Below are 25,496 nucleotides of genomic sequence, written 5' to 3' on the forward strand. Positions count from 1 at the left end.
CAAACTGAAAGGAAATCAAAATGGAAGTCATTCTCCTCGAACGCATCGCCAAGCTCGGCCAGATGGGCGAAACCGTAAAGGTTCGCGACGGCTTCGCGCGCAACTACCTGCTGCCGCTCGGCAAGGCGCTCCGCGCCAATGCCGCCAACAAAGCCCGTTTCGAATCCGAGCGCTCGACGCTCGAAGCCCGTAACCTCGAGCGTAAGTCGGAAGCCCAGAAGGTTGCCGATTCGCTTGACGGCAAGTCCTTCATCATCGTCCGTTCCGCTGGCGAGACCGGCCAGCTTTACGGCTCGGTTGCCGCCCGCGACATCGTCGAGACGCTGGCTGCCGAAGGCTTCAACATCAACCGGAACCAGGTCGACCTCAACCAGCCGATCAAGGCTATCGGCCTGCACAAGGTCACGCTGCACCTGCACGGGGAAGTCGACGTGGCGATCGAAATCAACGTCGCCCGTTCGGCAGAAGAAGCCGAGCGCCAGGCCAAGGGCGAAAGCCTGACCTCGGCCGATGCCATCTACGGCGTGGACGAAGACGCCCTGAAGCCGGAAGATTTCTTCAACCCGGAAGCCGAGATCGAGTCCGAAGAAGAATAAGTCCCGAGCGGACCTCAAGGAAAGAAGCCCGGATCCGATCGGATCCGGGCTTTTTGTTTGCGGGCGATTCCTTGCGGAACCTGGAATTGCCCTACCCGGCGGACGCGATCGCCGCCTGAGGTTCGGCCGCCTTGTCGACCCTCACCACCACCGAAAGCCCGGGAGCAAGGCGGTCGGCCATCGGCTGTTCGGGATCGACGGCGATGCGCACGCCGAGACGTTGCGCCACCTTGGTAAAATTGCCGGTGGCGTTATCGGGCCGGATGATGCTGAATTCCGATCCGGCAGCGGGAGAGAAGCGCTCGATGTGGCCTCTCAGCACCTGCCGGTTCAGGGCGTCTACCGAAATGGTGACGGGCTGACCAACCCGCATCCCGTCAAGCTGCGTCTCCTTGAAGTTGGCGACGATCCAGACGTCGTGCGGCACGACCGAGAGCAGCTGTGTGCCGGCGGTGACATATTGCCCGACACGGGCACCGATCTCGCCGAGCCTGCCGGCACGCGGCGCAACGATCCTGGTGTTGTCGAGGTCGATCTCGGCGAGTTTCACGGCCGCCTCGGCGCCGGCTACCGCACCCTCGAGGCCGGCGCGGGCGCCGAGCGTCGTCGCAAGCGACTGGCGCGAAACCTCGAGATTTGCGATCGCCTGTTTGACACCCGCGTCCGCCTGCTCGAACGCAGCCCGGGCCTGGTCGGCGTCGCTCCGCGTCGCGACACCTTTGTCGGCGAGCGGACGAATGCGGTCCCAGGTTGCTCTCGCGGTTGCCAGAGCCGCTTTGGCCCCGTCGAGCTGGGCCTCGCTTGCGGCGATTCCGGCCTTTGCCGATAGCTCCTGTTCGAACGAGTTCGCCAGTGCCGACCGTTGTGTCGCAAGCGTCGCTTTTGCCTGCGCAAGCTTCTGGACGTAAATCCGGTCATCGATCCTGACGAGGAGCTGACCAGCCCTCACCTCCTCGTAGTCGCGCACCGGCACCTCCGCGACGTAGCCGGAAAGTTGCGGGCTGATGGTCGTGACATAGCCGCGGACATAGGCGTTCTCCGTGGTTTCGACGGAGCTCGCGAAGGGCGGCAGACGCCAGGCGTAGAGGACGAGCGAAAGACCGGCGAGGCCGGCAAGAAATACGATGAGCGTTGTAGGAGAGCGGAAGTTTTTCAACATGATTACGACTTCATTGTTCAAGATATGGCCGCCGGCACGGTGTCGGGATCGCGCCCGGCAAGCCGTTTGACAGCGATTTGGATGAGCAGCACCGCGAGCGCGAAAAGCGCTATGATCGCCGCCAGCAGGAAGGCATCGTTGTAGGCGAGGATGTTGGCCTCGCGGGTGATCGTCTGCCCGAGCAGGGCAACGCCTTCCCCGTTCAGCAACGCCCTGTCGCCGATTGCCTTGGCGTAGGCGCCCGATAGCTGCCCGATGCGCTGCGCGACCAGAGGATTGGTCAGAACGATCTGCTCGGCCAGAATGTTGGCGTGGAACTTCTCCCGCAGTGTCACGAAGGTTCCGAAGGCGGCAGAGCCCATCAGGCCGCCGATGCTCTGCGTGAACAGAAAAACGACGATAAAGCTCAGGATGTAGCTCGGGCCTTTCGCGAGTGCCGCCGTGAAACCGCGGGCCATGGCCGGCGGCAGGAAAAGGGCCGTGCCGGCGGCGACCAGCGCCTGGCTCACATACATTTGTTCCGGACGCGTAAGGCTCGTCGCATGGCTGTCCATATAGGCGCCGCCAGCGAGCATGCCGAGGGCGAACACGTGGATGACGTCCGCGTGCCCCGGCTTCATCAGCGCCGCACAGAGCAGACCGCCCCCGAGCGATGCGGCCAGAATGATCCAGTAAAGTGTCGCGAGCTGGTCATACTGCAGGCCGAGCAATTGGTAGAAGTTGGTGGCGATCGCCGACTGTTCGGAGGCGACGAGGCGGAAGATCAACAGTACGGCAGCAAAATGCACGATCTCGCGCGAGGCCAACCAGCGTATGTCGATCAAGGGCTGCTCGCGATTGAGCTCGATCAGGACGACGGCCGTGAGGGTAACGACCGACAAGGCGAGCAGCATGCCGAGCCACGGTGCCTCGAACCACCAATAGAGCCTCCCCATCGCGAGGACGACGGCAACGCAGCCGAAGCCGACGGCGAGCAGCAGGTAGCTGAGGATGTCGGTACGCTGAATGACTTTGGCATGAGGCACCGGCGTCAGCGGCAGCAGATAGATGACCGGCAGCGCGATCAGCGCGAGCGCCATCTCAAGCGTGTACAGCCCGTGCCATTGTCCGATCTCGATGAGCCGCGGCGAGATCAGCCGCGTGATCGGAGCGGCCAAGGTCGTGCATGTCAGGGCGAGTGCGAGGCCCACCGTCAGCTTGCGCGCCGGCGGAAAGGCTTCCAGCATATAGAGAAAGCCGAGGCTCGACATCGGCGCGGCCGCAATGCCGCTGATGAAGCGGACGACGACCGCCGAATGAAGGTCCGAGACGAAGACGTTCATCAGTGAAGCGATGACGAAGCCGACTATGCCGATCTCAGCGAAGCGGCGAAGACCATATTGGGCGCGGATCTTCACGAGAGCGGCCGAAAGGCTGACATTGGGCGCCATGTAGGCAGCCGCAAGCCAGGCAGCCTCCACCGAGGTGGCCGAAAGCGACCCCTGGACCTGCGCAAGATTGGCCGAGGCGAGATTCAGGCCGAGGCCCTGCGTCAGAAAGAGGAGAGCGGAGCCGGCGATATAGAGAGCCGATCTACCGATGCGCATCGAGTCGGGAGCGGCAACGGCATTCATCGGTCGCCACTCCGCCCGATCGACTGGATGTTCGTCGCGATCTTGCAAACGACCTTCAGCGCGACGGCGATTTCCTGTGGCTGCAGCCCGCCCAGGACCTCCTCGCGGATGTCGCTCGCGAGCTTCTGAATCTCATCCGCCACGGAGCGGCCGATGTCCGTCATATGGATCTGCTTCGCACGCCGATCGGAAAGCTCGACCCGGCGCTCGATAAATCCCTGCTTTTCCATGCCGTCGAGAAGGCGAACGATCGTCGGCGTCTCGATATCGAGCTCTTCGGCCAACTCGCGCTGGTTGAGACCTTCTTTCCTGGCGAGCGCGAACAGCATCCGCGCACGCGGCAGCGTCAGGCCGCGCTCCTTCACCCGCGCGTCGAACACCGACCGCAGTTTGCGATTGACGGTCGCAAGTGCGTCGAACAGTTCACGATTGTCGTTTGGATTCGGCATTTAGTATCTTTTCCATATTACTAGCACGCTAACTATATGGACACTATTTAATCCGGCCATGGGCATTTTTCAAGATGCCCATCGAGGACGCGGGGACGCGAATCAGGTAGTTTTTACCGCTGCGTCAACCAGTGTCGCGTGAGAATGTAGTTTTTTACAACTTCTCCCTTGCCTCCCTGTGGATCAGTCGAACAACGGGCAAAGGCGACAGGCGGGGTTGTATGGCACGCCACTGTTGCGTGCCTGCACTAGACGCGGCGGGCAACAGTCAGCAAACCGGGTGCCTCACGGGATCATAAGCGGAAACGGAAAACGATGAACGACGCAGCGCGAAAGCTCGCCCCTTTGGCCAAGGATCAGGCGGAACAGCATTATCGCGAGGCGCCGAACAATCTGGAAGCGGAACAGGCCCTGCTCGGCGCCATTCTCGTCAATAACGACGCCTTCTACCGGGTGTCGGACTTCCTCAAACCCGTACACCTGTATGAGCCGTTGCATCGCAGGATCTTCGAGATCGCCGGCGAAATCATCCGCATGGGCAAGACTGCCAACCCGGTGACGGTCAAGACCTTTCTCAAGGCCGACGAGAAGGTCGGCGACCTGACGGTTGCGCAATATCTCGCGCGCCTCGCCGCCGAAGCCGTGTCGATCATCAATGCGGAGGACTACGGCCGCGCGATCTACGACCTGGCGCTCCGCCGGTCGCTGATCACCATCGGTGAAGACATGGTGAACATCGCCTATGACGCACCGCTCGACATGCCGCCGCAGAGCCAGATCGAGGATGCCGAACGGCGCCTGTTCGAACTCGCCGAGACCGGGCGCTACGACGGCGGCTTCCAATCGTTCAACGACGCGGTCGCGCTCGCGATCGACATGGCCGGACAGGCGTTCGAGCGGGACGGTCACCTCTCCGGCATTTCCACCGGCATCCATTCCCTCGACGGGAAGATGGGCGGATTGCAGCGTTCGGACCTGATCATCCTCGCCGGCCGTCCGGGCATGGGCAAGACCTCCCTCGCGACGAACATCGCATACAACATCGCCGCCGCTTACGAGCCGGAGGTACAGCCCGACGGCTCCTTCAAGGCCAAGAACGGCGGCGTAGTCGGCTTCTATTCGCTCGAAATGTCGTCCGAACAGCTCGCTACCCGTATCATCTCCGAGCAGACCGAAGTCTCCTCCTCGAAGATCCGCCGCGGTGACATTTCGGAAGCGGATTTCGAGAAGCTGGTCGCCTGCTCGCAGATGATGCAGAAAGTGCCGCTTTATATCGACCAGACCGGCGGTATCTCGATCGCCCAGCTTGCCGCGCGCGCGCGCCGATTGAAGCGGCAGCGCGGCCTGGACGTGCTCGTGGTCGACTACATCCAGCTCATGACCGGTTCGAAGAAGTCGGGCGAAAATCGCGTACAGGAAATCACCGAGATCACCACCGGCCTCAAGGCGCTCGGCAAGGAACTCAACGTGCCGATCATCGCGCTGTCGCAGCTTTCGCGCGCGGTGGAAAGCCGCGAGGACAAGCGGCCGCAGCTCTCCGACCTGCGTGAATCGGGCTCGATCGAACAGGACGCAGACGTGGTTCTCTTCGTGTTCCGCGAGGAATATTACGTGAAGAACATGGAACCGCGCGACGAGTTCGATCCGAAATACGAAGAGTGGAAGATGCAGATGGAAAAGGTGAAGGGCACGGCAGACGTGATCATCGCCAAGCAGCGCCACGGACCGACCGGCACCGTGAAGCTCGCCTTCCAGTCGGAATTCACGCGCTTCTCGGATCTCGCCGATCCGTCGTTTACGCAGTACGAGCACTGAGGGGCGGACTGAGAGCATTGCAATGTTTCATGGAAACACTGAAATGCTCTAAGTCTCTGGTCCAACGCACTTCCGGACGGAAAACGGGCTCTCTACCCTACGAACACCCTCGCAACCGCCACGACGATCACGCCGGCCGCCACGGCGGCCAGCAGCGGAAGCCTCGTGGCGACAAGCGCTGTCGCGAGGGTTGCGAGCGTTTCGGCCGGCCCGGTGACCAGCGCCGTCGGCGCGATGACGGCCATCAATACGGCCGGTGGGATCGCCTCCAGCGCCCGCTTCTGCTTCTGACCTATCGTGACGAAACGGATGAGGACGAGACCGCCGATCCGGGTCAGCACCGTCGCAACGGCCATCGCGAGGATCGCAAGAAGCGTGTGCGGATCGAGCGTCATGCGCGGGCCTCCTGACGTTCCCCGGTGAAGAGCGCCGCAATGACGCCCGCCCCCGCGCCGGCTGCGATGTACCAGACTCCGGGGAGGAGTTGGTGCGCGAGGACCGCGGCCGCAGCGCTCGCAGCGAGAACCGCGCCGGTCTCTCGTCCCTTCCAGAAACCCATGACCAGGACGATGAAGACCGCGGGAAACGCAAAATCGAGACCGAGCGCTTTCGGGTCTCCGAGGAACGCGCCGGCGAGCGAGCCGGCAAGGCCGGCAAGCACCCAGACCAGGTAGAACGGGACCGCGAGGCCCGCATACCAGGCGGGCGTGAGGCGCGACTCACCGGCTCGGACCTCGGCCATGGCCCATATCTCGTCGGCAAGGAGAAGCATCGCGGCATATCTCGCCGGCCCCGAGAAGGCCGGCATCTTCGTCCCGATCGATGCGCTCATCAGAAGATGGCGGATATTGACGAGCAGAGCCGAAAATCCGAGGGCCGCCCAGGAGGCCGGATGAGTCCAGATGTCCAGCGCGACGAATTGTGAACCGCCGGCGAAGACCAGCGCGCTCATCATCACGACTTCGAGGGTCGACAGGCCCTTGGTTGCGGCGACGGCCCCGAAGACGAGCCCGATCGGCATCACCGCCACGATAAGCGGTGCCATCGCCCTGAAACCTCCCCAGAATTCCTCGACTGCCCGCACCTTTTTCACGCCAGGGATCTCCCGTACCTGCAACACCAATCTTCTGAAATTGCGCACTCCCGGAGGAAAACCGTTACGCGCTTTTCCTGGAAGAGCGCCAGCAGGTAGCCCGGCAGAAGACACCCGTCTTGAACGAAAGTGATCAGCCTGAGCGATAGGTGCCCGGCGTGACGCCGGTTCGAGCCTTGAAATGGCGGCTGAAATGCGCCTGATCGGCAAAGCCGCAGTGATAGGCGGTGTCCGCCGCAGACCAGCCCTTGCGCAGCAGGGCCTTGGCTTCCCGCACCCGCTTGTCGGTGAGAAAAGCATGCGGGGTGATGTGAAATTCCTTTCGGAAGGCGCGGATCAGATGGGCGCGGCTGAGCCCCGCCAGCTTCGCAAGTTCCTCCAGCCCGATATCGTGCGTGTAATTTTCAACAAGATAGTCGCGTGCCCGGTGCACGGCTGAACTCTCGCGCGTCTGCAGAGGGACGATGATAGCGTTGCCGTGGCGCTCGAAGAGCCTAGCCAGGAACCCGAACATGCTTTCGTCCGCTTCCAGCGTACCGACCTTGCCTTCCAATGCGCGGTGCGCACGATGAAACCCGATCGCAAGCTCTCTATCGGTGAGAAGCAGCCGCGAGAAGGACGGCGTTCCCTTGAAGGAGCGGCCGGTCACATCCTCGAGTATCTCCACCAGCAGGTCCGTGGATGGATAGATCATCCGGTAGCGGTAGCCTTCATGACCCGGATGCCCGTCGTGGATTTCATCCGGATTGATGAGATAGAGATCTCCCGGGCCCGTCTGCGATCGTTCCCCCTTGATCGTGCTGATCTGGGAACCCGCTTCGATCGCACCTATGCTGAAGGTGTCGTGCGCGTGGGGGGCGAATTCGTGTGTGATGAAGGTCGCGCTCAGGCACTCCATGCCCTTGAAGCGCGGGTCGCGCCAGAAACGAGTCCGCTCGGCTCCCTCGAGCGGCATGGCCTCGATGGCCTTTTCCTGTGAGATCGTTTCCATCGGCCGATCTTATCGGGCGAGGAAAGGCTCGTCTTGCATAAAAGTGCTTTCGGCCGGAGCATTGCGTCGGCGGTTTGCGGGACGGAGCACTTGGATGTATTGCTGCGGGTATCACCCACGCAGAGTTCCAGTATGCAAAGCCCCGAGTTTCTTTCCGCCTCCAGCAGGCTCACCGTCGACCTCACCGCGCTTGCCGACAATTGGCGGGCGATGAACGAGCGGTCCGGAAGAGCCCGCACCGCCGCCGTTCTGAAGGCCGATGCCTACGGCCTCGGCGTCGTGCATGCCGCACCGGCTCTCTATGCCGCCGGCGCGCGCGATTTCTTCGTGGCCAGCGTCGAAGAAGGGGCCGAGCTTCGCCCGCTTGTTCCGGATGGGCGAATCTACATTCTCGCGGGAATGTGGCCCGGCAACGAGGAACTCTTCTTCGAGAACGATCTCGTGCCGATCATCAACTCGGAGGAGCAGCTGGCGGTCTTCATGGCAGCGCTTTCCGAACGGGGCGACCACCCCTGCGTTCTCCACGTCGACACGGGCATGAACCGGCTCGGCCTGTCGCCTGAGGAGGCCGTTGCCCTCGCCCACGACCCTGCGCGGCCTGCGAGTTTCTCGCCGGTCCTCGTCATGAGCCATCTGGCCTGCGCCGACGATCCTGGACACCCGATGAACCGCTATCAGCTTCAGCGTTTCCGCGAGGTTACGGCCGCCTTCGAGGGCGTGCCGGCAAGCCTCGCAAATTCCGGCGGCGTGTTCCTCGGCGCGGACTACCACTTCGATCTCACCCGGCCCGGTATCGCGGTTTATGGCGGCGAAGCGATAGACGGCGCCGTCAATCCGATGAAAGCGGTCGTCACCGCCGAAGCGCGCATCGTGCAGGTCAGGACGGTTCCATCCGGCGAAACGGCAAGCTACGGCGCCTCGGTCCGCTTCGGCCGCGACAGCCGCATTGCGACGGTCGCGATCGGTTATGCCGACGGCTACCACCGTTCGGTTTCGGGCGGCGGCGTCACCCTCAGACAGGCGATGCCCTCGGGCGCCTTCGGTTTCCTGCATGGTATGAAGGTGCCGCATGTCGGGCGGGTGACTATGGATCTGAGCCTGTTCGACGTCACTGACCTGCCGGAAACGGCCGTGCGTGCCGGCGATTACATCGAGGTCTTCGGGCGCAATGTCGCCATCGATGACGTCGCGCGCGCCGGCGGCACCATCGGCTACGAGCTGCTGACGAGTCTGGGCCGCCGGTATCATCGGACCTATGTCGGAGGCGCTTGAACAAGGCGCAAAGGAATATCGTCCTTTCAATCAGGAATTCGCGGCATTATGTGACCGCCAAGAGTGATTCTCGGGCGGCGGCAATTCCGCCATCCGCCCGCAAACATCCGAAAGCCGACATCCATGGCGAAAGCCCGCACCCAGTTCGTCTGCCAGAATTGCGGCACTGTCCATTCCCGCTGGGTGGGCAAGTGCGACGGTTGCGGCGAGTGGAACACGATCATCGAGGATGACCCGACGGGGGGGATCGGCGGCGGTCCCATGCGCACGCCGAAGAAGGGGCGTCCCGTCGCACTTACCACGCTGTCCGGAGAGATCGAAGACGCGCCGCGCATCCACACCGGCATTTCGGAACTCGATCGCGTGACCGGCGGCGGCTTCGTTCGCGGATCCGCACTGCTCGTCGGCGGAGATCCGGGCATCGGCAAGTCGACCGTACTGATGCAGGCGGCCGCGGCACTTGCCCGCCGGAAGCATCGGGTGATCTATGTCTCGGGCGAAGAAGCGATCGCCCAGGTCCGCCTGCGTGCTCAGCGACTTGGCGCCGCCGATAGCGACGTGCTTCTTGCGGCCGAGACGAATGTCGAAGATATCCTCGCGACGCTTTCCGAGGGCAAGCGCCCGGACCTCGTCATCATCGATTCGATCCAGACGCTTTGGAGCGACATCGTCGACTCCGCCCCCGGCACGGTGACGCAGGTCCGCACCGGCGTGCAGGCGATGATCCGCTTCGCCAAGCAGACGGGCACGGCGGTCGTGCTGGTCGGCCACGTGACGAAGGAGGGCCAGATCGCCGGCCCGCGCGTCGTCGAGCACATGGTCGATGCCGTCCTTTATTTCGAGGGCGACCGCGGCCATCATTACCGCATCCTCAGGACGGTGAAGAACCGCTTCGGACCGACCGACGAGATCGGCGTTTTCGAAATGTCGGACAAGGGCCTGCGCGAGGTCGCCAACCCGTCGGAGCTGTTTCTCGGCGAACGCAACGCGAAATCGCCGGGTGCCGCGGTCTTCGCCGGCATGGAGGGCACGCGGCCCGTGCTTGTCGAGGTACAGGCGCTGGTCGCGCCGACATCGCTCGGAACGCCGCGCCGCGCGGTGGTCGGCTGGGATTCGGCCCGCCTTTCGATGATCCTCGCCGTGCTGGAAGCCCATTGCGCCATTCGCCTCGGCCAGCACGACGTCTACCTCAATGTCGCGGGCGGCTATCGCATTTCCGAACCGGCGGCCGATCTCGCTGTGGCTTCCGCACTGGTTTCGTCGCTTGCCGGGCTTGCCCTGCCGGCCGATTGCGTCTATTTCGGCGAAGTCAGCTTGTCGGGTGCAGTCCGGCCGGTTGCGCATACCGCCCAACGTCTCAAGGAAGCCGAGAAGCTCGGTTTCTCCCAGGCCGTCCTGCCATCTGCATCGACCGAGTTGCCGAAGAACGGCAACGGCCGCTGGAGCGAGATGGAAAGCCTGCCGGATCTGGTGGCGCGTATCGCGGGATCGCGGCGTGCCCTGCAGCAGACGAGTGACGAGGACTGACGGAATAGCCGCGCCCTGGAGCATCAACAGGATGTGCCGCCTGGCGATTGGCGGTGAAGTCGGAGTAAGGACAACATGCCCATCACAATTCTCGACGGTATCGTTCTCGGCGTCGCGCTGTTTTCGGCCATCCTCGCAATGGTTCGCGGCTTCTCGCGCGAGGTTCTGTCGGTGGCGAGCTGGGTCGGCGCAGCCGCCGCGGCCTATTTCCTCTATCCGCATCTTCTGCCCTACGCCAGCCAGTACACGACCAGCGGAACGGTCGCGATGATCGGCTCGGCGGCCGTGATCTTCCTGATCGCACTGATCATCATCTCCTTCATCACGATGCGGGTGGCCGACTTCATCATCGACAGCCGCATCGGCGCGCTCGACCGTACGCTCGGCTTCCTGTTCGGAGCCGCTCGCGGCATTCTGCTCGTCGTCGTCGCCATGCTGTTCTTCAACTGGCTGGTGGCGCCGCAGCAGCAACCCGTCTGGGTGACCCACGCGAAGTCGAAGCCGCTGCTCGACAATCTCGGCAATCAGTTGGTGGCGCTGCTGCCGGAAGAGGCCGACGCCACCATTCTCGACCGCTTGCGCGGAAAGGATACGACCGGCGAAGGCGAAGGCGAGACGCCGCCGGCTCAGACGGAACAGGCGCCCGGCGAAGAAGCACCGGCGACGAACGGCTGAGATCGACAGGAAAGTTTGCGACAAAGCCCGCTGTGCGGGCTTTATCCATTTGGAATGACGCTTGTCAGTGTTTTCGGGTAAGATCGCTTGAAGACTGGCGGCCCGATCACGATATGCGCACCGGCACGTAGCAAAGGCGAATTGCGATGACCGATCTCAGATCCAGCGAAATTCATGACGAACTCGACGGCGACACCCTTCATGAGGAGTGCGGCGTTTTCGGCATTCTCGGGCATCCGGACGCCGCCGCGCTGACGGCGCTCGGCCTGCATGCGCTCCAGCATCGCGGGCAGGAAGCCGCCGGCATCGTCACCTTCGACGGGCGGCAGTTCTATTCGGAGCGCCGCATGGGTCTCGTCGGCGACCACTATACCGATCCCACGACGCTCGCGAAGCTGCCCGGTTCGATGTCGATCGGCCATGTACGCTACTCCACCACCGGTGAGACGGTCCTGCGCAACGTCCAGCCGCTGTTTGCCGAGCTGCAGGAAGGCGGAATCGCAATTGCGCACAACGGCAACTTTACGAACGGGCTGACGCTCCGGCGCCAGATCATTGCAGACGGTGCCATCTGTCAGTCGACATCCGACACCGAAGTGGTGCTGCATCTGATCGCGCGGTCGAAACACGTCTCCTCCAGCGACCGCTTCGCCGACGCGATCGCCCAGGTCGAAGGCGGCTATTCGATGCTGGCTCTGACGCGCACCAAGCTCATCGCCGCCCGCGACCCGAACGGCATTCGCCCGCTCGTCATGGGCGAACTCGACGGCAAGCCGATCTTCTGCTCGGAGACCTGCGCGCTGGATATCATCGGCGCCAAGTTCGTTCGCGATATCGAGAACGGCGAAATCGTCATCTGCGAGATTCAGCCGGACGGGTCGATCACCATCGATGCCCGCAAGCCGCAGAATCCGCTGCCGGAACGCCTTTGTCTTTTCGAATACGTCTATTTCGCCCGACCGGATTCGGTCGTCGGCGGCCGCAACGTCTATGTCGCCCGCAAGAACATGGGCAAGAACCTCGCCATCGAAGCCCCCGTCGAGGCGGATGTCGTGGTGCCCGTTCCGGATGGCGGTACTCCGGCTGCAATCGGCTACGCGCAGGAAAGCGGTATCCCCTTCGAACTCGGCATCATCCGCAATCACTATGTCGGGCGGACCTTTATCGAGCCGACGCAGCAGATCCGTGCCTTCGGCGTCAAGCTCAAGCATTCTGCGAACCGGGCGATGATCGCCGGCAAGCGCGTCGTGCTCGTCGACGATTCCATCGTCCGTGGCACCACTTCGGTCAAGATCGTCCAGATGATGCGTGACGCAGGCGCGCGCGAGGTGCATGTGCGCGTCGCGAGCCCGATGATCTTCCACCCGGATTTCTACGGCATCGATACGCCGGACCGTGACAAACTGCTCGCCAACCAGCATGCCGACCTCGCCTCGATGTGTCGCTTCATCGGCGCCGATTCGCTCGAATTCCTCTCTATCGACGGGCTTTATCGTGCCGTCGGCGGCGAGACGCGCAACCCACAGGCGCCGCAGTTCACCGATCACTATTTCACCGGAGACTACCCGACCCGCCTTCTCGACCAGAGGGCAGCGAGCAACGTTCGCAAACTCTCGGTTCTCGCAAGCAACGGATAACGAACAACAACATGACGCCCAATCTGAAAGACCGGATCGCCGTCGTCACCGGCGCATCGCGCGGGATCGGCTATTTCACTGCTCTTGAACTCGCCAGGGCCGGCGCCCACGTCGTCGCCTGCGCCCGCACCCTCGGCGGCCTCGAAGAAATGGACGACGCGATCAAGGCTTTCGGCGGTTCGGCAACGCTCGTCCCCTTCGATCTCTCGGACATGGCCGCCATCGACAAGCTCGGCGGCGCCATAGACGAGCGCTGGGGCAAGCTCGACATCATGGTCGCCAATGCGGGCGTCCTCGGCACGATCTCGCCGATCGGCCATGTGGAAGCCAAGGTCTTCGAAAAGGTGATGGCCATCAATGTCACCGCGACCTGGCGCTTGATCCGTTCGCTCGAACCGTTGCTCGTCCGTTCGGATGCCGGCCGCGCCCTCATCCTCTCCTCGAGCGCGGCGCACAAGTGCAAGCCCTTCTGGGGGCCCTACTCCGCCTCCAAGGCTGCGGTCGAGGCGCTGGCACGCACCTGGGCCTACGAGACACAGCGCCTGCCCCTGCGCATCCTCAGCGTCGATCCGGGCGCCACGCGCACCGCCATGCGGGCGCAGGCCGTGCCCGGCGAAGATCCCGAGACCCTTCCGCATCCCTCCGAGGTGGCTCAGGCGCTGTTGCCGCTGCTCGGCCCCGAGCAGACCGAGACGGGAAAGCTCTTCATCGTTCGGGAAAAGAAGATCGTCGACTACCGCATGCCGGAATAGGCCGGCGGCGCTTCCCCGCATCCGGCCTGCCGGCCCGCAAGCGGGGCGAAGGTGATTGGCGCTGATGCTCCGCCCCCGGCGGGCATCCGCGCGCGGTAACCTTTCAGCTATTCGCTATCCCCCGGCAAACCGTCGTTCCCGTGGCCACCCGGCCAGTCGCCATATTTGCGCTGCCAGGATCGGGCACCGAAGGGCAGGCTCACCAGATAGGCCACCGCAGTCACCACCATCGTCTCCCAGGTATAGGTCATCAGCGTCGCCACGTAGAAGACGACGACCAGGATGACGGGAAGGACCAGATCCCGGCGGACGCGGTTCTCCGACTTGCCGGACCAGACAGGAAGACGGCTGACCATAAGGAAGGCGATCAGGACCGTATAGACCGACGCGATCAGCGCAAATGTCCTTTCCGGCGCAAGACCGAGCAGGCCAAGATAGACGGGCAGCAAAACCAGCATCGCACCGGCCGGCGCCGGAACGCCGACGAAATATTCCGACTGCCAGGACGCCTTGACCTGGCGCTCCGCCATCACGTTGAAGCGCGCCAGCCTCAGACCGACGGCAATGGCGTAGATCAGCGCCGCAATCCAGCCGAGGGAACGCGCCTGATCGAGCAGAAACACGTAGAGGACGAGCGCGGGCGCGACCCCGAAATTGATGATGTCGGCAAGCGAGTCCATCTGGACCCCGAAACTCGAGGTCGCCTTTAGAAGACGCGCGATGCGCCCGTCGATGCCATCGAGGAAAGCGGCAAGGAGAACCATCGCAACCGCGAGTTCGAACCGATTCTCGAATGCCAGCCGGACGCCCGAGAGGCCGGCGCAGATCGCCAGGACCGTGATCATGTTCGGGACCATCAGCCGTAGCGGAATCTCCCGCAACCGGGGCCCGCGGGCCTTGTCGTGGGTGCCGGTGGCGTCCACGTGCTCAGCGGCGGACTGTTCAGGGCTTCCTGCGGATTGTTCGTGGCGGGGCTCTTCCATGACCTGTCCTCACGCGCGCCGGCTGATGACCGGGCCCTTCGCCGACCCGAATTCGGCGAGCACCGTCTCGCCGCCGGTGGCCGTCTGACCGACCGTCACGCGCGGTTCCGCACCGGCAGGCAGGAACACGTCGAGACGCGAGCCGAAGCGGATGAGGCCGAAACGCTCGCCCGCCTCGAGCGACGCGCTCTCCCGCGTCCAGCAGAGGATGCGGCGGGCCACGAGACCGGCGATCTGGACTACGCCGATCTGGCCGTGTTTCGTTTCGATGACGAGGCCGTTGCGCTCGTTTTCCTGACTTGCCTTGTCCAGCTCGGCATTCACGAACTTGCCGGCACGGTAGGCGATCCGTCGTACCGTGCCGCTCATCGGCGCGCGGTTCACGTGGCAATTGAAGACGTTCATGAAGACCGAAATGCGCAGCATCGGCTCCGATCCGAGGCCCAGTTCCTCAGGCGGCGTCACGGTGGCGACCGACGATACGGTGCCGTCCGCCGGGCTGATGACGAGATCGTCGTCGATCGGCGTCATGCGCTCCGGATCGCGGAAGAAATAGGCGCACCAGGCGGTCAGAACGAAGCCGATCCACATCAGCGGCTCCCAGAGGAAGCCGAGCGCCAGCGACACGACAAAGAAAATCGCAATGAAGCGGTAGCCTTCCCTGTGGACCGGTACGAGCGTGTTGCGCACTGTGTCGATCAAACTCATGAACTCTACTCTCCATATTTGCTTTGCGACGTGAACTAGCGCGAATCAGACAGCCCGGCAATGTCGAGGCCGGGAGATAGAGGACTCGCGGTAACATCATTGCGATCAGAGCGCCGGCATTCCGCGGTCGACGATGCCGAGATCGTCGCTCTCACGCACGCGTTTCAACTGTTCTTCGGCCTGCGTTGCCTCGCGCTGGCGGCTCCACATGGAAGCATAAAGACCGCCGCGGTCGATCAGTTCGCCATGGGTGCCGCGTTCGGCAATGACGCCGTCCTTCAGGACGATGATCTCGTCGGCGTTGATGACCGTCGACAGGCGATGGGCGATGACGAGCGTGGTGCGATTGCGCGACACGATATCGAGCGCAGCCTGGATTTCCTGTTCCGTCTTCGTGTCCAGAGCCGACGTCGCCTCGTCGAGGATCAGAATCGGCGGCGCCTTCAGGATGGTTCGCGCAATCGCGACGCGCTGCTTCTCGCCGCCCGAAAGCTTCAGGCCGCGCTCGCCCACCATGGCGCGGAAGCCTTCCGGCAGGTCACGGATGAAATCGGCGATCTGCGCCGCCTCGGCGGCTGCCTCGACCTCCGCATCGCTCGCAGTCACCCGGCCGTAACGAATATTGTAGGCGATCGTATCGTTGAAAAGCACAGTGTCCTGCGGCACCATTCCGATCACGGAGCGCAGGCTCTTCTGGGTGACGTCACGCACGTCCTGACCGTCGATAGTGATCGAGCCTTCCTGGACATCGTAAAAGCGGTAGAGCAGCCGCGACAATGTCGACTTGCCGGCTCCTGAGGGGCCGACGACTGCGACAGTCTTTCCGGCGGGCACATCGAAGGTGATCCCTTTCAGGATCGGCCGTGCCGGATCATAGGCGAATTGGACGTTCCTGAAGGAAATTGCGCCTCTTTCGATCTCCAGCTCCTTCGCGTTCGGCCGGTCGACGACCTCCGCCCGAACGTCGAGCAGATCGAACATGTGCTCGATATCGGTCAGGCCCTGGCGGATTTCGCGATAGACGAAACCGATGAAGTTCAGCGGGATCGCGAGCTGGATCAGCATCGCGTTGATGAAGACGAAGTCGCCGATGGTCTGTTCGCCGCGCTGTACGGCGAGCGCCGATATCGTCATCATCACCGCCGTGCCGGCACCGAAAATCAGCGCCTGGCCGAAGTTCAGCCAGCCGAGCGACGTCCAGACCTGCGTCGCGGCCCGCTCGTAACGCTCCATAGACTTGTCGAACCGCTTCGCCTCCATCTCCTCGTTGCCGAAATATTTCACGGTCTCGAAATTCAGGAGCGAATCGATCGCCTTGGTGTTCGCATCGGTGTCGCTGTCGTTCATCGAGCGTCGAATGGCGATGCGCCAGTCGCTCGCACGCACCGTGAACCAGATGTAGAGCCATACCGTGACAGCGGTCACCAGGAGATAGGTGAAGCCGTAGCCCCACCAGAAGATCACCGCCGTCAGCAGGAACTCGATGAGTGTCGGTACGCTGTTGAGGATCGTGAAGCGGACGATCGTCTCGATGCCCTTGGTGCCGCGTTCGATGATGCGCGAAAGCCCGCCCGTGCGCCGCTCGAGATGGAAGCGCAGCGAGAGCTGGTGCATGTGAACGAAGGTCTTGTAGGCAAGCTGCCTGACGGCATGCTGGCCGACACTGGCGAAAAGCGCGTCGCGCAGCTGGTTCAGGCCCGCCTGCAGCAAACGCGCGAGATTATAGGCGAGTACCAGCATGACGGCGCCGGTCAGGAACTGCGGCAGGAAACCGAGCGCGTCGGGCTTGTTGTTGAGCGCATCGGTCGCCCATTTGAAGAAATAGGGGACAAGGATGAGCACCGCCTTGGCGATCACCAGGATCACCGTCGCCCAGACGACCCTCAGCTTCAGATCGATCCGGTCCGCCGGCCACATGTATGGCCACAGATTCGCTATGGTTTCGATGGGATTGGCACTGTCGGCGGAAACCGTCTTCTTCTGGGGCACGTCTCAGTCCGCTTCATGATTTGATTGACGAAGACATGCGGGCGAACCGCTACGTCGCGCGCCTTCATCCCGCACCAGCTTCAATGAAAAGCGGCGCCTTTTTGGAGGACGCCGCTTTTCCTGACAGATAGGTCCACCTCCCCGCCAACGCAATGGAAGTGCCGGCAAAAGACAAACTTAGAGCGGGATGAGGAAAACTATGTGCGGTTTTCCGCCCGCATCCCGCTCTTGGGAACGATCACGTTAGTGCTTTCAGGTCGAACCGACCTCAAAAGCATCGTGATCTAGTGTCGCATATGCTTGCGGTGGATTTCCCGCGATTCTTCCTCCGACAGCATCTCGTCCGGAACCCCGAAAACCTGGCCCGGTCGGATCAGATCCGGATTTTCGATCTGTTCGCGGTTGGCGAGATAGATGGTGGTGTAGCGCAGACCGGCACCGTAGACGCGGCGCGAGATCTGCCACAGCGTATCGCCGCGGCGGATGATCACCGACGTCTTGCTTTCCTTGAGCGGTGCCTGCTCGATGGTGGCCGGCTGTTCCTTCGCCGCATCCGAAGCCGGCGCCGCCGCCTGTTCGACCACGGTTGCATTTGTCTCGCCCGCTGCCGAAGGCTCCGGCTGCTTCGAGGCATCGCTCGCCTGCGCCGCCAAGGGTTCGGCGGATGCCACCGAGGTGCCGACATTCTGGCGCGTCAATGCGTTCCCAAGAGCGCCATCGACCTTCTCCACCGCCGCTGCGACGCTTGACGGGTCCTGCGGCGCAGCCTTGAGCGCGTCCAGCGCCGTTGTCGCCGCCTTGGACGCTTCAGCGGCGGCTGCCGCCAAATCGGCATCGGAGCCGTCGGCCGGCTTGAATTCGGCCAGCGACTGGAGGGCGAATTCGGTTGCCGAGCGGGCCGCGGCGAGCTGCTCCACGGAGGGCTGCTTCCCGTCGGCAAAAAGCGCTTTCAAGAGAGTAAGCGCCTTGCCCGCTTCCGCCTTCAAACGGTCGAGACCCGTCGTGGGTGCTGCAAGCGTCGAACCGGCGATGGCGGCAACCTGAGCGCCCGCCGGCCTGTCGAAGGGAACGGAGGCGCGCATCGCGACCTTGCTCGCATCTTCGTTCATCATATCGGCGCGGATGATATGGCTGCCGACCGAGAGCTCGATCGAGCCGTCGACGACGAAATGTCCCTTGTCGTCGGCTTTCACCTCACCCAGCAGCTCGTCGTCCGCGTAAATGCGGACAAGGGCACCGGGCTTGGCGTTGCCTGCGACATACATCATGCCGCCTTCGATCTCGACCGCAGTCACCTGCAGCCCGGGAATGGTTGCCGGTGCGGCGGGAGAAGCGGAAGCGCCGCCGGGCTCGCCAGCCGGTACCGTGCCCGGATCGGCGGCTGCCTGCATCGGCTTCGGCTCGGCTTCCGGCGTCGTGATCAGCCGGCTCGCCTTGCCCGCCTTGGATACCATCGCCAGCAGGTGCCCGCTCGAATCCTTCGGTACCGAAACAGTCGCAACCTCCTCCGACGTCTTGCTGTGTCCGCCTGAGCCGACGCTTCTGAGCGTCAGCTGGTGGTCGCCTGCCGAGAGCGGCTTGTCGAAGACGGCGGCAAAATCGCCGCCCGCGCCGACATTGGCGGTACCGACGACCGTGTCGCCGCTCAGGATCTCGAGCTTCGTGCCCGGCTGGGCTCTGCCCGCGACGACCGTCGAGCCGTCCGGTTCGACGCGCAGGACGTCAAACCCCGGAACCGTCCAGTTCGCCACCGGGTCGGAGGCGGCCGCATTGCGGCCGGAGGCCGCTGTCGCTCGTTGTGCTGCGTTGCCATGCGGGGCGGACGGATCGGTCTTCGTCGCCGCCGCCGTTTGGCCGGGCTGCTCGCCTGCGCCCGATTGGGCCACCGCCCCCTTGTCGCTGTCACGCAGATTCGGCTGAACCACAAAGATCATCAATGCGGTCGCGATTGCCAGGACGCCAAGCGCCACCCAGCTGGCCTTATTCTTAATCATGCCACTCTCCACAGGGCGGAGCGCCTTGATGCTCCCCGCATGCCCCATCGGCCGGCGCTGCGACGCCAGGTGCATTATAGCGCAACCGCAGCACACTGTCCGAATTCTTCAATGTATTACTGAAATTGCTAACGTTTCTTATAGTGCTATACAAGCGCTCACTATGATTCCGACGCTCGACAGCCGGAGATTTTTCGTCCATTTTCCTTGACCCGTGCTGCACTGCAATCTCTGGTGGGACCATGAACGAGGAAACCACGCCGATTCTATCCGTTTGCGTTTATTGCGGTTCTCAGCCCGGGCGTGACGACGCCCACATGCAGGCCGGCCGCACCCTCGGCAAATCGATCGCCGATCATGGCCTGCGCCTCGTCTATGGCGGCGGCACGCGCGGGATCATGGGCGCCGTGGCGAGCGGCGTGCTTTCGTCCGGCGGACACGTGACCGGCATCATTCCCGAATTCCTGATGGACAAGGAAGCGACGCGTCACTCGCTAGGCCAGCTGAACGAATTGATCGTTACCGCCGACATGCATGAGCGCAAGCACAAGATGTTCGAGCGCGCCGACGCCTTCGTCGCCCTTCCGGGCGGGATCGGCACGCTCGAGGAGATCGTCGAAATCATGACCTGGGCGCAGCTCGGCCGCCACAGGAAGCCGATGGTCTTCGGCAATGTCAACGGCTTCTGGGATCCGATGCTGCAGCTGATCGACCACATGCGCGGCCAGGGATTCGTTCACACCGCGCATCTCGTGCAGCCGCTGGTGATCGACCGTGCGGAAGACATCATCCCCGGCATACTTGCCTCGGTCCGCGCCAACGGGCGCGAAGGCGAAGCCGAGATCATCGCCAGGCTCTGATCCAGATCGGGATGAGGAAAAGTGTGTGCGGTTTTCCGCCCGCATCCCCGCTCTAAGTTCTTAGAATCGATCACGTTCATGGCTTCAGGTCGATCCGACCTGAAGTCATCGTGATCTGACTCTGCCGATTATTCGGCCGGCGTCGGTTGAGCCGCGCGCCGCGCCCTGCTCTCCGCAAGCATCGCTCCCGAATAGATGAAGAGCGCGGCCCAGATCAGGGCGAAGGCGACGAGTTTGGCCGTTCCAAAGGGTTCGTGGAAAACGAAGACCGCGATAAGGAAGATCATCGTCGGAGCGATATATTGCATGATCCCGATCGTCGAAAGCCGGAGCAGCTTCGCGCCATTGGCATAGATCATCAGCGGCACGGCGGTGACGATCCCGCAGGCGAGGAGCAGCAGGACATCCGTCATGTTGGCGTCGCCGAGGAAGTGGCCCTGCCCCGTCGCCTCGAGCCAGATGACGTAGCCTGCAGCCGGGATGCTGAGCAGCAAGACTTCGAGGAAGAAGCCCTGGTTCGGCCCGACCGGCAGCGTCTTCCGGAAGAACGCATAGAAACCCCAGGAAAAGCACAGCCCGATCGAAACCCAGGGAAGACCGCCCGCGTCGAAGGCAAGCACGCCCACGGCGAGCGCGGCGAGGCCGATCGCCACCATCTGCGCCGGATTTGGCCTTTCCTTCAGCAGCAGCGCACCGAGGAAGATTGAGAACAGAGGGTTGATATAGTAGCCGAGCGCCGTCTCGATGGCCCGCCCCGCCCCGATCGCCCAGACATAGATGCCCCAGTTGACCGTGATGAGAGCCGCCGTGATCGTGGCCATCATCAGCACGCGTGGAGAGCGCAGCGCTACTTTCACGTCCTGCGTGCGGCCGAGCCACACGAGCACCAGGCCTGCGAGCGGTACCGACCAGACGATACGATGCGCCACCACTTCCGCCGCAGGGATATGCGACACCGCCTTCATGAAGAAAGGCAGGAAACCCCACAACAGGTAGGCTGCCAGCGCGAAGGCGAAACCTTTCGGGGAATCGACATTCTCTGCGGGCAAATTCGCGTTCGGCTCGGCCATGATTTTGATCCTGAAATTCCACCGGAGCCGAGCGGGAAGCGCTCCGGTCGCAATCGACGGCCAACCCTCTCGGGAGCAATTGCCGTCAGTCCTCCTGCGTCCTACTCCAACCGACGGTGATGCACCAATTCATTTCCGTGAACCGATGGATGAACGGCGTTGATACGACGGAACCGGACATCCCGCGCAACCCGAATTCATCGTGATCCAAACTACTCGGCCGCGATCGATCCGACCTGATCGCGGTTTTTGAGCAGCTTGTAGACGATACTGTCCATCAATGCCTGAAATGAGGCGTCGATGATGTTGTCGGACACGCCGACCGTCCACCAGCGCGCCCCTGAGCGATCCGTCGATTCGATCAGAACGCGGGTGACGGCCTCGGTGCCGCCGTTGAGGATGCGCACCTTGTAATCGGCAAGTTCCAGATCGGCGATCTCGGACTGGTACTTGCCGAGATCCTTGCGAAGCGCGAGGTCGAGCGCGTTGACCGGGCCATGCCCTTCGGCGACCGACATCATCGTTTCGCCGTCGACGATCACCCTGACCACGGCCTCCGATACCGTCTTCAGCTTGCCGTTCGCGTCGAAGCGGCGCTCGACCATCACGCGGAAGCTCTCCACCCGGAAGAAGTCGGGCACGGTGCCGAGAATACGGCTCGCGAGCAGCGTGAAGCTCGCATCCGCACCTTCATAGGCATAGCCCGTCGCCTCGCGTTCCTTGACGATCGAGATCAGCTTGTCGAGCCGCGGATCGTCCTTGGAGACCGTGATGCCGCGCCGCTTGAGGGCATTGATGAAATTGGCCTTGCCTCCCTGATCGGAGACCATGACCTTGCGCAGGTTGCCGACGCTTTCCGGTGCGACATGCTCGTAGGTCCTCGGGTCTTTGAGCAAGGCGGAGGCGTGAATGCCGGCCTTGGTGGCAAAAGCCGATGCGCCGACATAGGGCGCCTGGGGATCGGGAGAGCGGTTGAGCAATTCGTCGAAGGCATGGGCGAGCTTGGTCAGCTCCTGGAGCCTCTCGGCGTCGATTCCCGTCTCGAAACGGTTCGAATAGGTTTCCTTCAGGGCAAGCGTCGCAATCAGCGTCACGAGATTGGCGTTGCCGCAGCGTTCCCCGATGCCGTTGAGCGTGCCCTGGATCTGACGAACGCCGGCTTCGACCGCAGCCAGGGAGTTGGCCACCGCCTGCCCCGTGTCATTATGCGCATGGATGCCGAGATTTGCACCGGGCACTCCCGCCGCAATCACGGCCGAGACGATCTCGCGGATCTCGCCCGGCTGCGTGCCGCCATTGGTGTCGCAAAGGACGACCCAGCGCGCGCCCGCCTCGAAAGCCGTTTTCGTGCAGGCGAGCGCATAGGCGGGATTCGCCTTGTAGCCGTCGAAGAAATGCTCGCAATCGACCATCGCCTCGCGCCCGGACTCGACGACCGCCTTCACGGATGTGCGGATATTGTCGAGATTTTCCTCGTTCGTGCAACCGAGCGCCACCTCGACATGATAATCCCAGCTCTTGGCGACAAGACAGATCGCATCGCTCTTGGCGCTCAGCAGTGCGCTCAGTCCCGGGTCGTTGGACGCGGAGACGCCGGCGCGCTTGGTCATGCCGAAGGCGACGAAGGAGGCCTTGTCGGTGCGCCTGCACTTGAAGAACTCCGTGTCCGTGGGGTTAGCGCCGGGATATCCGCCCTCGACATAGTCCATGCCGAATTGATCGAGCAGCGTCGCAATCGCGATCTTATCCTCGACGGAAAAGTCGATGCCCGGCGTCTGCTGCCCGTCCCGAAGCGTCGTGTCGAAGAGATAGATGCGTTCCCTGGTCATGTCTCGGTTCCAACGTACAAATCACTGTTCGATTGCGGGTTCTTCGCACCCGCTCTATTCGGTCTTGCCGGCAAATTTATCGGTCGCCCGGATGAGCCGGTCGAGAATGCCCGGCTCCGAATAGGCATGTCCCGCCCCCTCGATGAGGTGGAATTCGGCATGCGGCCAGGCCTTGTGCAGCTGCCAGGCATATTTTGCCGGGCATGGCATGTCGTAGCGGCCATGCACGATCACGCCCGGAATTCCGTGGAGCTTATGGGCATCGCGCAGCAATTGCCCGTCTTCCAGCCAGCCGGCATTGACGAAGAAATGGTTTTCGATGCGGGCGAACGCGTGAGCGTATTCGTCCTCCTCGAAGGGTGTGCTGGTGTCCGGCTCCGGCAGAAGCGTGATCGTCTCCCCCTCCCAGATACTCCAGGCCTTGGCCGCGGCGAGCCGCGTCGCGCGGTCTTCGCTTGTCAGGCGGCGGTGATAGGCTCGCATCATCTCGTGGCGTTCTTCCGGCGGGATCGGTGCGATGAAGCGTTCCCACTTGTCGGGGAACATTTCCGAGACGCCGAACTGATAGTACCAGTCGAGCTCGGCCTTGGTCAGGGTGTAAATGCCCCTGACGACGAGTTCGCTTACCCGCTCAGGATAGGTCTCGGCATAGGCCAAGGCCAGCGTCGAGCCCCAGGAGCCGCCAAAGACGAGCCACTTTCCAACCCCGCAAAATTCCCGCAGCCGTTCGATATCGGCCACGAGGTGCCAGGTCGTGTTGGCTTCGATCTCTGCATGCGGCGTCGACCTGCCGCAGCCGCGCTGGTCGAACAGCATCACATCGTAGAGCGACGGATCGAAGAGCCGGCGGTGGTTCGGCGAAATCGTACCGCCCGGGCCGCCGTGGAGGAAGACCGCCGGCTTGGCGCCGGGCGTGCCCGCCCGTTCCCAATAGATCGAATGGCCGTCGCCCACATCGAGGTGCCCGGATGCATAGGGTTCGATTTCGGGATAGAGGGTACGCAATGGAGAACTCACGATAGATCTTCCTCGGGCGGCCAGTGCACCGTGTCGTAGTCGGGGTGCTGGCGGTTGGATTCCAGGACTATGAGATGGCGCTCGGCGGCCGCTTCGCTGCCGTCGTCGGTCTCTGTTTCGGGAAGCTGCGGCAGATGCGAAAACCAGAACATCCGCGACTCGACGCCGGACTGGTAGACCGGCTGGACGTCATCCGGATCGTCGAGCGAACCGAGCGCGATGTTCAGGAAGCTCGCATGCGGCATGTCATAGAAGAGCGGCGTCCCGCAATCGCGGCAAAAGCCGCGGCGCACGAGATCGGACGAACGGTACCAGGCGGGCTGGCCGCGCACGATGCGGAAATCTTCGCGCGCGATATTGGCGAGCGGCAGAAAGTAGTTGCCCCCCGCCTTCTGGCACATGCGGCAATGACAGATATGCGGATCGTCCAGCGTGCCCTCGGCGCGGTAGCGCACCGCGCCGCACTGGCAGCCGCCGGTGAAGATGCGTCCGATCATCGTGCCCAGACTCCGCCCGGAGGCCACTGCTCCGTCTCATGGTCCGGATGCTGAAACGAGATGATCTGCTCCTGCCGCCCATAATAGTCGGCATCGTCGTGAACCGGCTGCTCGAAGATCGATTCGACCCAGGGAAGCCGGGACTGGTAATTGACCTGAATTTCCGGCGCGAGATCGGAGCGGTCGTCGAAGGCGCCTATGGCGATTTCGAGGCCGCCGGGATGCCGATAGGTCATCGGCGTACCGCATTTCGGGCAGAAGCCGCGATCGATATTGACTGATGACTGGAAATAGCTCGGCTCGTCGCGGATCCACTCGACCCCGTCCTTCGGCGCCGTCACCAAGGCGGAGAAGAAAGAGCCGAACTGTTTCTGGCACATGCGGCAATGGCAGATCGAGGGGCGCCCGAGCTCTCCGTGGATGCGGAAGCGAACGGCCCCGCACTGGCAGCCTCCAGTCCTGACGGTATTGCTCATCCTTTTTCCTCCGGTGGCCAGGTTTCGGTGTCGTGGTCGGGGTGCTGATAGGAAACGAGGTCGGCAAGAAAGGAGACAGCCTCGGCGTCGGCCATGGTCTCTTCGCCGGGCAGCTCGGATACATGATCGACATAGGGCAGTTTTCCTTCGACGCCCCATTGGATGGTCGGCACGATGCCTTCCGGCCTGTCGAATGCAGCGATCGCGAGCGCCATCCCGTCCGGCGCCTCGTAGGTCAGCGGTGTTCCGCAGTCGCCGCAGAAGCCGCGCCAAACCACATTCGAAGACCGGAAGCGCTTGCGCTCGCCGCGGGTCCATACGAGCTTCGCCCCGCGTACGGAAACGAGCGGCAGGTAGAAATTGCCGCTCGCCTTCTGGCACATGCGGCAATGGCAGACGGAAGCATCGCCGAGTGTTCCCTCGACGCGGAAGCGGACCGCGCCACACTGGCAGACGCCCATATGGATCTCGTCAGCCATCTCGCCCTCCTCTTT

The 25,496-nt window shown here is 62.9% G+C and carries 24 protein-coding genes; 8 read left to right on the top strand and 16 right to left on the bottom strand.

Annotated features, from left to right (window positions below; all coding sequences use genetic code 11):
• The first annotated feature begins 20 nt into the window (after window positions 1–20).
• Complete coding sequence (gene rplI, locus ACTJKL_RS21475; RefSeq protein WP_018094655.1) at window positions 21–596, top strand: 50S ribosomal protein L9; 576 nt, start codon at window positions 21–23, stop codon at window positions 594–596.
• Window positions 597–687: 91 nt separating this feature from the next.
• Here the strand turns inward: rplI and ACTJKL_RS21480 are convergent, their stop codons facing one another.
• From ACTJKL_RS21480 to ACTJKL_RS21490, 3 genes are read right to left on the bottom strand one after another with little or no spacing between them, the layout of a single operon-like run.
• Window positions 688–1,755 (bottom strand): HlyD family secretion protein, encoded by a 1,068-nt coding sequence (locus ACTJKL_RS21480; protein ID WP_440853739.1) that lies wholly within the window; start codon window positions 1,753–1,755, stop codon window positions 688–690.
• A gap of 17 nt (window positions 1,756–1,772) precedes the next feature.
• Window positions 1,773–3,368, bottom strand: coding sequence for an MFS transporter (locus tag ACTJKL_RS21485; RefSeq protein WP_440853740.1), 1,596 nt, complete (start codon window positions 3,366–3,368; stop codon window positions 1,773–1,775).
• The gene (locus ACTJKL_RS21490; protein WP_411932821.1) at window positions 3,365–3,817 is read right to left on the bottom strand and encodes a MarR family winged helix-turn-helix transcriptional regulator; all 453 of its coding nucleotides are present in this window, start codon (window positions 3,815–3,817) and stop codon (window positions 3,365–3,367) included. Before ACTJKL_RS21490 ends, ACTJKL_RS21485 begins: the two co-directional genes overlap by 4 nt.
• Before the next feature lie 315 nt (window positions 3,818–4,132).
• Between ACTJKL_RS21490 and ACTJKL_RS21495 the strand changes: the two genes are divergently transcribed.
• Complete coding sequence (locus ACTJKL_RS21495) at window positions 4,133–5,632, top strand: replicative DNA helicase (protein ID WP_003531702.1); 1,500 nt, start codon at window positions 4,133–4,135, stop codon at window positions 5,630–5,632.
• 92 nt (window positions 5,633–5,724) lie between these two features.
• Here ACTJKL_RS21495 and ACTJKL_RS21500 read toward each other — a convergent pair whose 3' ends face one another.
• The 3 genes from ACTJKL_RS21500 to ACTJKL_RS21510 all read right to left on the bottom strand — a co-directional run bounded on the left by ACTJKL_RS21500 (window position 5,725) and on the right by ACTJKL_RS21510 (window position 7,716).
• Window positions 5,725–6,027: a branched-chain amino acid transport AzlD family protein gene (locus tag ACTJKL_RS21500; protein ID WP_411932820.1), complete on the bottom strand. Its 303-nt coding sequence runs from the start codon at window positions 6,025–6,027 to the stop codon at window positions 5,725–5,727.
• On the bottom strand, window positions 6,024–6,677 hold the full coding sequence (locus ACTJKL_RS21505) for an AzlC family ABC transporter permease (RefSeq protein WP_100672269.1): 654 nt from the start codon (window positions 6,675–6,677) through the stop codon (window positions 6,024–6,026). The genes ACTJKL_RS21500 and ACTJKL_RS21505 overlap by 4 nt, the downstream gene beginning before the upstream one ends.
• 181 nt (window positions 6,678–6,858) lie before the next feature.
• Window positions 6,859–7,716, bottom strand: a complete 858-nt coding sequence (locus ACTJKL_RS21510) for an AraC family transcriptional regulator (protein ID WP_100672099.1) — start codon at window positions 7,714–7,716, stop codon at window positions 6,859–6,861.
• A gap of 132 nt (window positions 7,717–7,848) precedes the next feature.
• Between ACTJKL_RS21510 and alr the strand changes: the two genes are divergently transcribed.
• The 5 genes from alr (at window position 7,849) to ACTJKL_RS21535 (ending at window position 13,579) form a co-directional block, all read left to right on the top strand.
• The gene (alr, locus tag ACTJKL_RS21515) at window positions 7,849–8,988 is read left to right on the top strand and encodes an alanine racemase (protein WP_324763159.1); all 1,140 of its coding nucleotides are present in this window, start codon (window positions 7,849–7,851) and stop codon (window positions 8,986–8,988) included.
• 123 nt (window positions 8,989–9,111) lie between these two features.
• Window positions 9,112–10,515: a DNA repair protein RadA gene (gene radA / locus ACTJKL_RS21520; RefSeq protein ID WP_440853741.1), complete on the top strand. Its 1,404-nt coding sequence runs from the start codon at window positions 9,112–9,114 to the stop codon at window positions 10,513–10,515.
• Window positions 10,516–10,590: 75 nt separating this feature from the next.
• On the top strand, window positions 10,591–11,190 hold the full coding sequence (locus ACTJKL_RS21525; protein ID WP_018094645.1) for a CvpA family protein: 600 nt from the start codon (window positions 10,591–10,593) through the stop codon (window positions 11,188–11,190).
• Between the two features lie 146 nt (window positions 11,191–11,336).
• Window positions 11,337–12,827 carry an amidophosphoribosyltransferase gene (purF, locus tag ACTJKL_RS21530; RefSeq protein WP_440853742.1) on the top strand — a complete coding sequence of 497 codons (1,491 nt, stop codon included), beginning with the start codon at window positions 11,337–11,339 and terminating at the stop codon, window positions 12,825–12,827.
• Between the two features lie 11 nt (window positions 12,828–12,838).
• Window positions 12,839–13,579 (top strand): SDR family NAD(P)-dependent oxidoreductase, encoded by a 741-nt coding sequence (locus ACTJKL_RS21535; RefSeq protein ID WP_440853743.1) that lies wholly within the window; start codon window positions 12,839–12,841, stop codon window positions 13,577–13,579.
• Between the two features lie 107 nt (window positions 13,580–13,686).
• On the opposite strand, the gene pssA is transcribed toward ACTJKL_RS21535, so the two are convergent.
• The 4 genes from pssA to ACTJKL_RS21555 form a co-directional block, all read right to left on the bottom strand.
• The gene (gene pssA / locus ACTJKL_RS21540) at window positions 13,687–14,562 is read right to left on the bottom strand and encodes a CDP-diacylglycerol--serine O-phosphatidyltransferase (protein ID WP_100672094.1); all 876 of its coding nucleotides are present in this window, start codon (window positions 14,560–14,562) and stop codon (window positions 13,687–13,689) included.
• A gap of 9 nt (window positions 14,563–14,571) precedes the next feature.
• Entirely contained in the window at window positions 14,572–15,270 is a 699-nt protein-coding gene (locus ACTJKL_RS21545; protein WP_018094641.1) for a phosphatidylserine decarboxylase, read from the bottom strand.
• A gap of 105 nt (window positions 15,271–15,375) precedes the next feature.
• Window positions 15,376–17,259 carry an ABCB family ABC transporter ATP-binding protein/permease gene (locus ACTJKL_RS21550; protein ID WP_275596528.1) on the bottom strand — a complete coding sequence of 628 codons (1,884 nt, stop codon included), beginning with the start codon at window positions 17,257–17,259 and terminating at the stop codon, window positions 15,376–15,378.
• 284 nt (window positions 17,260–17,543) lie between these two features.
• Complete coding sequence (locus ACTJKL_RS21555) at window positions 17,544–19,253, bottom strand: LysM peptidoglycan-binding domain-containing protein (RefSeq protein WP_440853744.1); 1,710 nt, start codon at window positions 19,251–19,253, stop codon at window positions 17,544–17,546.
• A 242-nt stretch (window positions 19,254–19,495) separates the two neighbouring features.
• On the opposite strand from ACTJKL_RS21555, the gene ACTJKL_RS21560 reads away from it, so the two are divergent.
• Entirely contained in the window at window positions 19,496–20,113 is a 618-nt protein-coding gene (locus tag ACTJKL_RS21560) for an LOG family protein (protein ID WP_440853745.1), read from the top strand.
• A 128-nt stretch (window positions 20,114–20,241) separates the two neighbouring features.
• Here the strand turns inward: ACTJKL_RS21560 and rarD are convergent, their stop codons facing one another.
• From rarD to ACTJKL_RS21590, 6 genes are all read right to left on the bottom strand, one after another.
• On the bottom strand, window positions 20,242–21,183 hold the full coding sequence (gene rarD / locus ACTJKL_RS21565; protein WP_275596531.1) for an EamA family transporter RarD: 942 nt from the start codon (window positions 21,181–21,183) through the stop codon (window positions 20,242–20,244).
• A 212-nt stretch (window positions 21,184–21,395) separates the two neighbouring features.
• Complete coding sequence (gene cimA / locus ACTJKL_RS21570) at window positions 21,396–23,012, bottom strand: citramalate synthase (protein WP_440853746.1); 1,617 nt, start codon at window positions 23,010–23,012, stop codon at window positions 21,396–21,398.
• Window positions 23,013–23,066: 54 nt separating this feature from the next.
• Complete coding sequence (gene pip, locus ACTJKL_RS21575) at window positions 23,067–24,029, bottom strand: prolyl aminopeptidase (protein ID WP_440853747.1); 963 nt, start codon at window positions 24,027–24,029, stop codon at window positions 23,067–23,069.
• Window positions 24,026–24,526, bottom strand: coding sequence for a GFA family protein (locus ACTJKL_RS21580; RefSeq protein WP_440853748.1), 501 nt, complete (start codon window positions 24,524–24,526; stop codon window positions 24,026–24,028). Before ACTJKL_RS21580 ends, pip begins: the two co-directional genes overlap by 4 nt.
• Window positions 24,523–25,002 (bottom strand): GFA family protein, encoded by a 480-nt coding sequence (locus ACTJKL_RS21585; RefSeq protein ID WP_440853749.1) that lies wholly within the window; start codon window positions 25,000–25,002, stop codon window positions 24,523–24,525. The genes ACTJKL_RS21580 and ACTJKL_RS21585 overlap by 4 nt, the downstream gene beginning before the upstream one ends.
• The gene (locus ACTJKL_RS21590; RefSeq protein ID WP_440853750.1) at window positions 24,999–25,481 is read right to left on the bottom strand and encodes a GFA family protein; all 483 of its coding nucleotides are present in this window, start codon (window positions 25,479–25,481) and stop codon (window positions 24,999–25,001) included. Before ACTJKL_RS21590 ends, ACTJKL_RS21585 begins: the two co-directional genes overlap by 4 nt.
• Between the last annotated feature and the right edge of the window lie 15 nt (window positions 25,482–25,496).

The organism is Sinorhizobium sp. 22678, from assembly GCF_052044265.1.
GTDB lineage: Bacteria > Pseudomonadota > Alphaproteobacteria > Rhizobiales > Rhizobiaceae > Sinorhizobium > Sinorhizobium meliloti_A.

Excerpts from the sequence above, each read along its gene's own strand:
- ACTJKL_RS21560 (WP_440853745.1), top strand. The coding sequence starts at position 19,496 with ATGAACGAGGAAACCACGCCGATTCTATCCGTTTGCGTTTATTGCGGT.
- cimA (WP_440853746.1), bottom strand. The coding sequence starts at position 23,012 with ATGACCAGGGAACGCATCTATCTCTTCGACACGACGCTTCGGGACGGG.
- radA (WP_440853741.1), top strand. The coding sequence starts at position 9,112 with ATGGCGAAAGCCCGCACCCAGTTCGTCTGCCAGAATTGCGGCACTGTC.
- ACTJKL_RS21510 (WP_100672099.1), bottom strand. The coding sequence starts at position 7,716 with ATGGAAACGATCTCACAGGAAAAGGCCATCGAGGCCATGCCGCTCGAG.
- ACTJKL_RS21590 (WP_440853750.1), bottom strand. The coding sequence starts at position 25,481 with ATGGCTGACGAGATCCATATGGGCGTCTGCCAGTGTGGCGCGGTCCGC.
- purF (WP_440853742.1), top strand. The coding sequence starts at position 11,337 with ATGACCGATCTCAGATCCAGCGAAATTCATGACGAACTCGACGGCGAC.
- ACTJKL_RS21480 (WP_440853739.1), bottom strand. The coding sequence starts at position 1,755 with ATGTTGAAAAACTTCCGCTCTCCTACAACGCTCATCGTATTTCTTGCC.
- ACTJKL_RS21555 (WP_440853744.1), bottom strand. The coding sequence starts at position 19,253 with ATGATTAAGAATAAGGCCAGCTGGGTGGCGCTTGGCGTCCTGGCAATC.
- ACTJKL_RS21500 (WP_411932820.1), bottom strand. The coding sequence starts at position 6,027 with ATGACGCTCGATCCGCACACGCTTCTTGCGATCCTCGCGATGGCCGTT.
- ACTJKL_RS21505 (WP_100672269.1), bottom strand. The coding sequence starts at position 6,677 with ATGGCACCGCTTATCGTGGCGGTGATGCCGATCGGGCTCGTCTTCGGG.
- ACTJKL_RS21580 (WP_440853748.1), bottom strand. The coding sequence starts at position 24,526 with ATGATCGGACGCATCTTCACCGGCGGCTGCCAGTGCGGCGCGGTGCGC.
- rplI (WP_018094655.1), top strand. The coding sequence starts at position 21 with ATGGAAGTCATTCTCCTCGAACGCATCGCCAAGCTCGGCCAGATGGGC.
- ACTJKL_RS21495 (WP_003531702.1), top strand. The coding sequence starts at position 4,133 with ATGAACGACGCAGCGCGAAAGCTCGCCCCTTTGGCCAAGGATCAGGCG.
- ACTJKL_RS21545 (WP_018094641.1), bottom strand. The coding sequence starts at position 15,270 with ATGAGTTTGATCGACACAGTGCGCAACACGCTCGTACCGGTCCACAGG.
- ACTJKL_RS21585 (WP_440853749.1), bottom strand. The coding sequence starts at position 25,002 with ATGAGCAATACCGTCAGGACTGGAGGCTGCCAGTGCGGGGCCGTTCGC.
- rarD (WP_275596531.1), bottom strand. The coding sequence starts at position 21,183 with ATGGCCGAGCCGAACGCGAATTTGCCCGCAGAGAATGTCGATTCCCCG.
- alr (WP_324763159.1), top strand. The coding sequence starts at position 7,849 with ATGCAAAGCCCCGAGTTTCTTTCCGCCTCCAGCAGGCTCACCGTCGAC.
- ACTJKL_RS21525 (WP_018094645.1), top strand. The coding sequence starts at position 10,591 with ATGCCCATCACAATTCTCGACGGTATCGTTCTCGGCGTCGCGCTGTTT.
- ACTJKL_RS21490 (WP_411932821.1), bottom strand. The coding sequence starts at position 3,817 with ATGCCGAATCCAAACGACAATCGTGAACTGTTCGACGCACTTGCGACC.
- pssA (WP_100672094.1), bottom strand. The coding sequence starts at position 14,562 with ATGGAAGAGCCCCGCCACGAACAATCCGCAGGAAGCCCTGAACAGTCC.
- ACTJKL_RS21485 (WP_440853740.1), bottom strand. The coding sequence starts at position 3,368 with ATGAATGCCGTTGCCGCTCCCGACTCGATGCGCATCGGTAGATCGGCT.
- ACTJKL_RS21535 (WP_440853743.1), top strand. The coding sequence starts at position 12,839 with ATGACGCCCAATCTGAAAGACCGGATCGCCGTCGTCACCGGCGCATCG.